Source organism: Corticimicrobacter sp. (assembly GCF_040137905.1).
Taxonomy (GTDB): domain Bacteria; phylum Pseudomonadota; class Gammaproteobacteria; order Burkholderiales; family Burkholderiaceae_B; genus Corticimicrobacter.
In genome coordinates this window covers 25151-32447 of record NZ_JBEFDG010000007.1, presented here as the reverse complement: position 1 = coordinate 32447, position 7297 = coordinate 25151, and the positions used below count along the sequence as shown (strand labels likewise).

General features: G+C 62.7%; 10 protein-coding genes. 4 read left to right on the top strand and 6 right to left on the bottom strand.

The annotated features are described in order from the left end of the window. The 3 genes from ABN482_RS00810 to ABN482_RS00800 all read right to left on the bottom strand — a co-directional run. The coding region (locus tag ABN482_RS00810; RefSeq protein WP_349502204.1) for an STN domain-containing protein at positions 1–354 on the bottom strand (354 nt) is incomplete at its 3' end. Between the two features lie 188 nt (positions 355–542). Next, positions 543–1559, bottom strand: a complete 1017-nt coding sequence (locus ABN482_RS00805; RefSeq protein ID WP_349502203.1) for a FecR family protein — start codon at positions 1557–1559, stop codon at positions 543–545. Continuing rightward, entirely contained in the window at positions 1546–2055 is a 510-nt protein-coding gene (locus ABN482_RS00800; RefSeq protein WP_349502202.1) for a sigma-70 family RNA polymerase sigma factor, read from the bottom strand. Before ABN482_RS00800 ends, ABN482_RS00805 begins: the two co-directional genes overlap by 14 nt. A 195-nt stretch (positions 2056–2250) precedes the next feature. Between ABN482_RS00800 and ABN482_RS00795 the strand changes: the two genes are divergently transcribed. The 3 genes from ABN482_RS00795 (at position 2251) to ttcA (ending at position 4549) form a co-directional block, all read left to right on the top strand. Then, positions 2251–3051, top strand: coding sequence for an SDR family oxidoreductase (locus tag ABN482_RS00795; RefSeq protein ID WP_349502201.1), 801 nt, complete (start codon positions 2251–2253; stop codon positions 3049–3051). A 117-nt stretch (positions 3052–3168) separates the two neighbouring features. Next, entirely contained in the window at positions 3169–3564 is a 396-nt protein-coding gene (locus tag ABN482_RS00790) for a dihydroneopterin aldolase (RefSeq protein ID WP_349502207.1), read from the top strand. Then, on the top strand, positions 3524–4549 hold the full coding sequence (ttcA, locus tag ABN482_RS00785) for a tRNA 2-thiocytidine(32) synthetase TtcA (RefSeq protein WP_502877209.1): 1026 nt from the start codon (positions 3524–3526) through the stop codon (positions 4547–4549). Before ABN482_RS00790 ends, ttcA begins: the two co-directional genes overlap by 41 nt. 1 nt (position 4550) lies before the next feature. On the opposite strand, the gene ABN482_RS00780 is transcribed toward ttcA, so the two are convergent. Then, positions 4551–5342, bottom strand: coding sequence for a TorF family putative porin (locus tag ABN482_RS00780; RefSeq protein WP_349502199.1), 792 nt, complete (start codon positions 5340–5342; stop codon positions 4551–4553). A gap of 208 nt (positions 5343–5550) precedes the next feature. Then, on the bottom strand, positions 5551–5982 hold the full coding sequence (locus ABN482_RS00775; protein WP_349502198.1) for a DUF488 domain-containing protein: 432 nt from the start codon (positions 5980–5982) through the stop codon (positions 5551–5553). On the opposite strand from ABN482_RS00775, the gene ABN482_RS00770 reads away from it, so the two are divergent. After that, a complete protein-coding gene (locus tag ABN482_RS00770) occupies positions 5977–6237 on the top strand; it encodes a SlyX family protein (RefSeq protein WP_420810445.1) in 261 nt (86 codons plus the stop codon). The two genes, ABN482_RS00775 and ABN482_RS00770, sit on opposite strands and share 6 nt — an antisense overlap. Before the next feature lie 75 nt (positions 6238–6312). On the opposite strand, the gene ABN482_RS00765 is transcribed toward ABN482_RS00770, so the two are convergent. Continuing rightward, entirely contained in the window at positions 6313–7266 is a 954-nt protein-coding gene (locus tag ABN482_RS00765) for an NUDIX hydrolase (protein WP_349502197.1), read from the bottom strand. Positions 7267–7297 lie beyond the last annotated feature (31 nt).

Sequence of the window (7297 nt, the reverse complement as noted above, 5' to 3'; positions counted from 1 at the left end):
GCGTACGGGATACCAGTACCTTGCAGCAGTGGCTGCAGGGTACTGGTATCCAGTACCCTGCAGCAATTGCTGCAGGGCGGCCTCGGGCGTCAGTGCCCCCGACACCGGGCGAGCGGTCTGACCGGCGACCAGGTCCGGCGCAAAGAAAATCTGCAGCGGTGTCTGTTCGCCCAGCTTGAGCAGCGCATCGCCCAGTGGCTGCGCAGCGATGCTGATGCTGACGGTGTTGTCCTGGGCGCGGGCGGTGGGTGCCACGCCGAATGCAGCCGTCAGCGCAAGCGCCAGGGCAGTCATGCCGACCAGTAGGGTACGAGGGCGCGCCGATGCGGCTGCGCGAGTATTTGCAGTGTTCACGATCCTGTGTCTTCCGAATAGAAAAACCCTGCGCACGGAGTGCGCACCGAACCTTTTCTCAAGGTGTCGCCGGGGTGGCCGCGCCTGACGCGAACCTGGGCCCCTTCATCTATTCAGACGCACGACCCGCACAGGAACCGTAATGCAAACCACTATTATTTTGTAACTTACACGTTACATAGCTATTTTTATCTGGCAGCAATCCGGATCCGACCATCGAGCAGGCGGATCACCTGCACCGGAGCAATGGCAGGCAAGGCATCGATCATGGCTTCCGGATCATCGACACCAAACACCCCCGACACGCGCAACTGCCCCAGCGCAGCCGTCGCCAGTCGGGCCGGCTGTGCCAGGTAGCGGTTCATCTCGTCGATGACCTCGGCCAGCGCCACATCGTTGAACACCATCCTGCCGCGCTGCCAGGCCACCAGGTTGGCCACATCCGCCTGGCCCACCTCGCCCAGCGTCTGGTCGGCATAGGCCACGACCTGCTGGCCCGCACTCAGTCGACGTTCGTTGCGCGCCCACCAGCGGCCGTTATCGACGCGCACCGAGCCCGACTCCACACTGACCTGGGTCGAGGCCGCATCACGCCGGACATTGAAGCGTGTGCCAGTGACCGTCACCCGCCCCATACCCGCATTGACCACAAACGGGCGGGCTGCATCGTGGCTGACTTCAAAAAAAGCCTCGCCCTGGCGCAGCTCGACCAGCCGCAGGCCTTTCTCGAAGCGCACCACGACACGGGTACCGAAGTTCATGTGCAGAATGGAACCGTCGGGCAATGTGGCCTGATGACGCTCTCCCCTGCGGGTCATCAGCGTCAGGGCTTCCGGCTCGGCCGCGAACCAGCCGCGAGAAACCCCGGCCATGCCGGCGACAGCCAGCGTACAGGCCCCGGCCAGCCCCAGCCCGAAGCGGCGGCGTGCCAACCAGGGGCGAACGGGCGGAGCATCCTGCTCGTGCATCAGGGCCTGCAGCCGCGACTCAGGCACCGCCAGGGTCGCCTGCCAGAGATACGCCAGCCGCCGATACTGCTGCTCATGCTCGGGTTCGGCCGTGCGCCAGGCCTCGAAAGCGCGACGATCATCGTCCGACACCTCCCCGGACTGCATGCGCACGAACCACTGCGCAGCATCGCGGGGGTGCTCCAGCCTATCGTCGTGTGCCGGACGGCTGCCGGCAGGGGATTCAAAATGGGACATGATTCTGCAACCGCTCGTTGATGTGGCGCAGGGCGCGGCTCATGTGCTTTTCGACCATGCTGCGCGACAGCCCCATATCCTGTGCAATCTCTGTATGGCTCCAGCCCTCCAGGCGATGGCGGATGTAGACCTGCCTGCACTTGAGCGGCAACTCCTCCAGGGCCTCGGAGAGCGCATCGGCCAGTTGCTGGAATTCGATGCCGGTATCGGCTCCGGCCATCACTGGATGTTCCGTTTCCGCGAGATTGTCCAGCGGCATCATTTCCAGTGCACGTACATGACGATGTCGGCTGATCAGCCGGTTGGAGGTGCCGCGTGCCATATAGGCGCGGGGATCCTCGATGGCTCCCACGCCGTTCTCAAGCATGCCCAGCACGGTATCGTGCATGGCATCCTCGCCATCTTCGCGACCCAGCCCGCCACGCCGCCACGCGCCGATCAGCTCGCTGTAATGGGCGAGCCAACCTTTCTTGGGCTTGGCAGGGGAATGGGACATGATGCAAAAGACAGCAGGAAGATATACATCGGCGTTGGATCGAACCTTCAATTTTAATACCCATTCTCATCTGATTCATCCCACTGTTGCTTTTCCCCCATGAAAGGCATGCCGGATGCCGATACGGCAACACGTCCTGCCACCTTTACAATAGGCATCAGGCGCTTCGCCTGTCCGTTTACCCAACAGCCAGCCATGACAGACACTACGCCCTCTCCTTCAGCCTCCGCCGCCTCGAACCGCCCTGCCCCGGTCGTCCTGGTCACAGGGGCCGCGCAACGCATCGGTCGCGAAATCGCCCTGCACTTTGCCCGCCAGGGCTGGCGCGTGGCCGTGCACTACGGCCGCTCGGCAGAGGCCGCACGCGAAACCGCCAGCGCCTGCACCGCACTCGGGCAGCCCGCCTATCCGCTGCAGGCAGATCTGGGCGACGAACGCCAGACACGACAACTGGTTGCAGCCTGCCTGTCGCACTTCGGCCAGTTGGACTGCATCGTCAACAATGCTTCGGTCTTCGAGTACGACAACGCCACCGATTTCCGCTACGACCATCTGGCGCGGCACATGGCCTCCAATGCCGCTGCACCGATCGCACTGGCCCGCACCCTGCACGCCAGCATGCCCGAGTCGGCCCGCGCAGCCATCATCAATCTGCTGGACCAGAAACTCTACAACCCCAATCCGGATTACCTGTCGTATACCCTGTCGAAGGCCGCCCTGCACGAGGCCACACGACTGCTGGCGCAGGCCCTGGCACCGCGCCTGCGCGTCAATGCCGTGGCCCCCGGCCTGACACTGATCTCGGACACCCAGACACCCGAGAATTTCGAGCACCAGCACACCGCCATGCCGCTGGGCCGAGGGGCCGAGCCTGCCGACATCGCCGCTGCCGTCCATTTCCTGGCCACTGCCACCGCCATTACCGGCGTGACGCTTTGCGTGGACGGGGGACAGCACCTCCAGCCTTCGGCCAGGGACGTGATGTTCCAAAGCTGACGCAATCCGCCCCATATCTCGCTGCAATGGCAGCCCGGCGGCAGCGGGCCGCCAAGGCGCACCCGGACGGCATGCGCTAGAATCCTGACCTTGCTCCCTGTCCACACCCATGCCATCATGCCCAGTGCCCTGATTCACCCCAAGCTGACCGACTGCCGCCGCCTGTTCCTGCGCAACTATGAAGTGCACATCAACATCGGCGTCCACGATTTCGAGAAACGGGGTGAGCAGCGCGTGCTGATCAACGTCGAACTGTTCGTGCCGCTGGCACTGAGCACACCGCGCCAGGATCAGTTGCATGAAGTGCTGGACTACGACTTCATGCGGGCCACCATTGCCGCGCGCGTCGAACAAGGCCACATTCACCTGCAGGAAACGCTGTGCGACGACGTTGCCCACGCCCTGCTGAGCCACGAACAGGTCCGCGCCGTGCGTGTTTCAACCGAAAAACCCGACGTCTATCCCGACTGCGATGCCGTGGGTGTCGAAGTCTTCCATATCAAGCAGGACTGAGCAGATTGCCATGAGCCAGGCCGAACTGAAGCAGCGCCAGGAACGCAACAAGCTGTCCAAGCGCCTGATGCGCGAAACCGGACGCGCCATCGCCGACTTCAACATGATCGAGGAAGGTGACAAGGTCATGGTCTGCCTGTCGGGCGGCAAGGACTCCTACAGCCTGCTCGACATCCTGCTGACCCTGCGCGAGCGCGCCCCCATCCACTTCGATATCGTCGCCGTCAACCTGGACCAGAAGCAACCCGGCTTTCCCGACCATATCCTGCCGGCCTATCTCGAATCGATCGGCGTGCCCTACCATATCGAGACGCAGGATACCTACTCCATCGTCACGCGCCTCATCCCCGAGGGCAAGACGATGTGCTCACTCTGTTCGCGGCTGCGGCGCGGCATTCTGTACCGTGTCGCCAGCGAACTGGGAGCCACCAAGATCGCGCTGGGCCACCACCGCGACGACATCCTCGGCACGTTTTTCCTGAACCTGTTCTATGGCGGCAAGATGAAAGCCATGCCGCCCAAACTGGTCTCCGACGACGGTCGCCACACCGTCATCCGGCCACTGGCCTATGTCGTGGAAAAGGACTTGATCGCCTACGCCGACTGGAAGGCATTTCCGATCATCCCCTGTAATCTCTGCGGGTCCCAGGAAAACCTCAAGCGCCAGGAGGTCAAGCGGATGCTGCAGCAGTGGGAAAAGCAGCATCCCGGCCGCGTCTGGAACACTTTCTCGGCTCTGTCATCCGTCGTGCCGTCGCACCTGATGGATCGCAACCTGTTCGATTTCGAGGGATTGCGACCCACCGGGATTCCCGATGCACAGGGCGACACGGCATTCGACCACGTCGAGCCAGAGCCGCCCGTATCGCACGCGACGCAGGACGACGAGAACGAGCCAGAGGCTGCTGCCCCCCGATCCGGTGCCGACGAACACAGCATCCGCATCGACACGATCTCGCGCCTGCCATCACGGCAAGCCAGCTAACTCAAAAGGCCCTGGACACCGAGAACAGTACGCCCAGGCGACCACCATCCTTGCCCTTGTTGGTAGCGTACCAGTTGTCCTTGGTGGCCCCTACCGCTGCCAGGCCCAGCGTCCAGCCCTGGATGTCCTTGGTCACGCCAAGCTGGTAATCCACATAATGCCCCAGGCTGTCCCCCTCGCGGTTGACGGTATTCTTGAGCTTCTGGTAACCCAGATGCGCGTTCAGGCCCCAGCCGTCGCCCAGGTCATAGGCAGCTTCTGCTGCCAGGTACCAGGTACCCTTGGTATCCTCGGCCTTGAAGAAGTCGCTGGGCGTATATGAGTACTTCAACCCGTAGCTGCCATAGCGGCCCGTGTCGTAATCAAGGCCGAGATACAGGTCGGTATTGTTGATCGGACCGCTTTTTTCCGGATTGATCTTGTTCGCGTCCGAACCGGGATAGTAGTAATACAGCACCCCGACGTCGATCCCGACCCCGCTGTCGCCCAGCGCCCCTTTCCAGCCACCATAGAAGTCCATCTCAAGATTGCCGTCCGGGAACAGGTCATCGCTGACATTCGAATTCCAGTTGCCCAGGTAGAAGCCGGACGAATGCTCGACATCGAAACCGAGCTGGATCGCCGGCTTGAAATTGGTCTGCGTGTAGCCCCGGAAGCGGTAGTCATTGACGATGGTCGCATTGCCGCTGATCGAGAATTCGGACAATGCGTCCTGGGCCATCGCCGCAGGCGCGAAGGCCGCTCCGGCAAACATGGCACATACGAGCGGGACACTACGGAATGTTGTTTTCATGATGCGCGTTCCTGAGCAAGGGTCGGACCTGGGAGTATCAACCTGGTGCCACCCGCACGATGCAGATGGCCCAACCGATCACAAGCAAGATCAGTGCCAGCGCAATCAGGCCGCCGACCGACCTTCCCTGTCCGTTTTCCGCACATTCATGGCGCATGCAGGCATACGAGCCACACGGCCGCGCACCATCCGGGCGCACGCCTGCACGCTATTGGGTCTGTCCTGCGTAGCACACGGGCGAGCTGCGCGTACCGTCCTCGCAGGCCCGGTCTTCTGCCGACAGCGCATCCAGCACAGCCTGGCGCAAGGCAGGCAGGTGAGAACGTCCGGGATCCCGGCTGGCCGTCAACAGCAGCACAGGCCCCTGGCGCACATGCCGCATCAGCGGCACGAGTGTGTCAGGGCTGCCATCGAGCTGTTTGCGATAGGCCACCGCGAAGGCGTCGTAGTCGATTTCCTCGTGGTGATAGGCGCTGCGCAAGGCAGGTGCAGGTGCCGCATCGCGATACCACTCATCTGCCGGCAGGGTTGCCTTGGCCATGCCACGCGGCCAGAGACGGTCTGCCAGTATGCGCATGCCGCCGGCCAGCGGCGAAGGCGCGTCGTATATTCTGCCCAGCTCAATGGAATAGTCATGCATAATGCACCTCCGTTTCCGCAATTGATTGTCGCCATGAATACCTTGCCACCCGATCTGGAAAAACGCCTGATGGAGCTGGAAATCAAGGCGGGACTGGCCGACGACCTGCTCGACCAGCTCAACCATACTATTTTCCGACAGCAGCGCCAGATCGACCTGCTCGGACGCGAACTGGCCGAACTGCGCAAGCAGTCGCAGGAAAGCCGCCAGCCGCAGGCCCGCAGCCTGACGGACGATATACCGCCCCATTATTGACTGCCGGACACGGCCTAACGTCCCTGTAATATGCCTGCGTAGCGCTACTACGATGCCGGCAGGCAATACGGATCGCTATTTCAACAGCGGCAGCTTGCTGCCCGCAATGGCTCGCTCGCGCACCACGTCGCCCCGGAACTGGAAGAGTTTGGCTGGCCGACCCGCCGTGCCCTGTGACATCCGGCCGGTTTCCTCGACCAGTTCCTGCTGCTCGATGAAACGCCGGAAATTCTGCTTGTGCAGCTTGCGACCTGCGACCGTCTCGAACGCCTGCTGCAGCTGCAGCAGCGTAAAGACCGGCGGCATCAGTTCGAACACCACGGGGCGATAACGGATCTTGGCGCGCAGCCGTGCCAGTGCCGTCGCCAGAATGCGGCGATGGTCGTCCATCATTTCCTGCCCGGAGACGAACATGGGCAATACGGCCTCACCTCCGCCTTGCCGGCCGTCACGATGGGCTTCGGCCACCAGCCCCGCTTCGAACATCAGCTCGTAGCGCTGCAAGACCATTTCCTCATGCCAGGTGTCGGCCTCCTGGCCGAACGTGAAGTTCAGCCGCAGGCGCCGCCTGCGCCGCGCCGAGGCATCCGGTGCCGCGCCTGCCCAGCGCTGCAGGGCCGGCAGGATCGCATCCTGCAGGATGGCCGGCATGCCGTCGCGCCAGTCTTCCCAGGGAAAATAGCGGTAGCAGTCCTGCCAGCTCACATCGGCAGCCATACGGGCATCGCGCACCTGGGTCAGACCCAGGTAGCTGATAGAAATCATCCGCTGATCGCTGGCATCGGTCCGGTCACCATCGGCAAAGGTATACAGTTGCTCGACATACCCAAGGGGATGCTGGGTCTGCGCCTCGACCCAGCGACGCAGGCCAGCCTGCAGCGAACGATGGCCGGACTCGAAAGGTCCCGAAGGCAGTTGCGTGGCCTCACTGCGCGTCAACACACAGGGGCTTGCATCATGTACGGCCACCAGTACGGCCACCAGCTCTGCAGCAACGGCATGATCGGGTACTGCGGGGCGGACGGTCATTGGCTGGCTTTGAAATTTCCACTCGGGCCCA

What these genes read in the sequence shown, in the direction of transcription:
- ABN482_RS00805 (WP_349502203.1), bottom strand. Translation starts at nt 1,559, where the DNA reads ATGTCCCATTTTGAATCCCCTGCCGGCAGCCGTCCGGCACACGACGAT.
- ABN482_RS00800 (WP_349502202.1), bottom strand. Translation starts at nt 2,055, where the DNA reads ATGTCCCATTCCCCTGCCAAGCCCAAGAAAGGTTGGCTCGCCCATTAC.
- ABN482_RS00795 (WP_349502201.1), top strand. Translation starts at nt 2,251, where the DNA reads ATGACAGACACTACGCCCTCTCCTTCAGCCTCCGCCGCCTCGAACCGC.
- ABN482_RS00790 (WP_349502207.1), top strand. Translation starts at nt 3,169, where the DNA reads ATGCCCAGTGCCCTGATTCACCCCAAGCTGACCGACTGCCGCCGCCTG.
- ttcA (WP_502877209.1), top strand. Translation starts at nt 3,524, where the DNA reads ATGCCGTGGGTGTCGAAGTCTTCCATATCAAGCAGGACTGAGCAGATT.
- ABN482_RS00780 (WP_349502199.1), bottom strand. Translation starts at nt 5,342, where the DNA reads ATGAAAACAACATTCCGTAGTGTCCCGCTCGTATGTGCCATGTTTGCC.
- ABN482_RS00770 (WP_420810445.1), top strand. Translation starts at nt 5,977, where the DNA reads ATGCATAATGCACCTCCGTTTCCGCAATTGATTGTCGCCATGAATACC.
- ABN482_RS00775 (WP_349502198.1), bottom strand. Translation starts at nt 5,982, where the DNA reads ATGCATGACTATTCCATTGAGCTGGGCAGAATATACGACGCGCCTTCG.
- ABN482_RS00765 (WP_349502197.1), bottom strand. Translation starts at nt 7,266, where the DNA reads ATGACCGTCCGCCCCGCAGTACCCGATCATGCCGTTGCTGCAGAGCTG.